The 1,081-nt window shown below is 44.9% G+C and carries 1 protein-coding gene; it reads left to right on the top strand.

What is annotated here, in order from left to right; genetic code table 11:
* Positions 1-812: 812 nt before the first annotated feature.
* Positions 813-1,081 (top strand): hypothetical protein (locus tag KDK19_RS03590; protein ID WP_257291349.1); only part of this gene is annotated, 269 nt, incomplete at its 3' end.

Consider the following 1,081-nt stretch of genomic DNA (forward strand, 5'->3'; position numbering starts at 1 on the left):
CAATTATTGAGAGTCATGAATCAAAAGAGGCGACATCTATCCTGACACAGCGGGCTCTAGGAAAGGCATAAGGCAGGAAGCTGTTGTCAGAGAAGTAAACTCTTATTATCTTCTTTCATGTGAGTTTGAAGAAGAATTTGAAGAGTTTTAGAACTAGCGTTATTTGACATAGTGCTAGCCCAGAATTGCACCAGAACAACCTACAGATTGACCTGTAGCCCTTGGGAACACTGGAGAGGGCTGTAGGTGGCTGGTGGGGAACTGGGGGTGCAGCTATACACTTTAAGGAAAACCCTTCAGAAAACCCCCACTCACTCCTACCTATGTATCTCACCACCGAAATAGAAAAGCTCTTAGGGAGGCTCTGAGGGCTTGAGAGCTATTACACAAATTGAGGAACAGTCCACTTGGAATAGATCGGCTGAAATTTCAGCCATGCTGTTTTGACGCTAACAAACCGCTCAAATCTGAGCAGTTCAAATATCCGCTTTACTAGAGCTACTCTCCTCCTACTTACAACTATTGATTAATACAGGAGTGGGAGTAATAAAGGGAGTAATAAAGACAAACCAACAGACAGACCACCAGCCAAACCAACAGACAACCATGTCTCACATTGAGATAGCTAAGCTTGCTGGGAAGCGTCCAGATAGCGTTAAGCGGACTATGGAAGTCTTGCGGAATAAGGGCTTGATAGCTGTTACTCAAATTGAGGAACAGTACATAACAACTCAAGGGTTAATCACGTTTACTCAAATTGTGGAAACGTTCGTTGGTGCAGATGGAAGGAACCAGATAACGTTAAGCGGACTATGGATAGCTTGCAGGACAAGGGTTTAATCCAACTTACTCAAATTGAGGAAGTTCAACGAGAAGGTAGTCGGGAGGTTAAACGAAACACCTACCACGTAAACCAGCGTGATTCCTACGTTGTCATGGCTCAAGTATCCCCTGAGTTCACAGCTAAACTTGTTGATCGCTGGCAGGAGTTGGAGAAGGAGAAAGCACAGCATCAGCAACAGGCTGTCCCTACCTCCACAGGAAACCCAGTGCTTGACGCTTTGATTCAAACACTGGTGTA

The sequence above is a fragment of the Endozoicomonas sp. ONNA1 genome (assembly GCF_024606325.1).
Taxonomy (GTDB): Bacteria; Pseudomonadota; Gammaproteobacteria; order Pseudomonadales; family Endozoicomonadaceae; genus Endozoicomonas_A.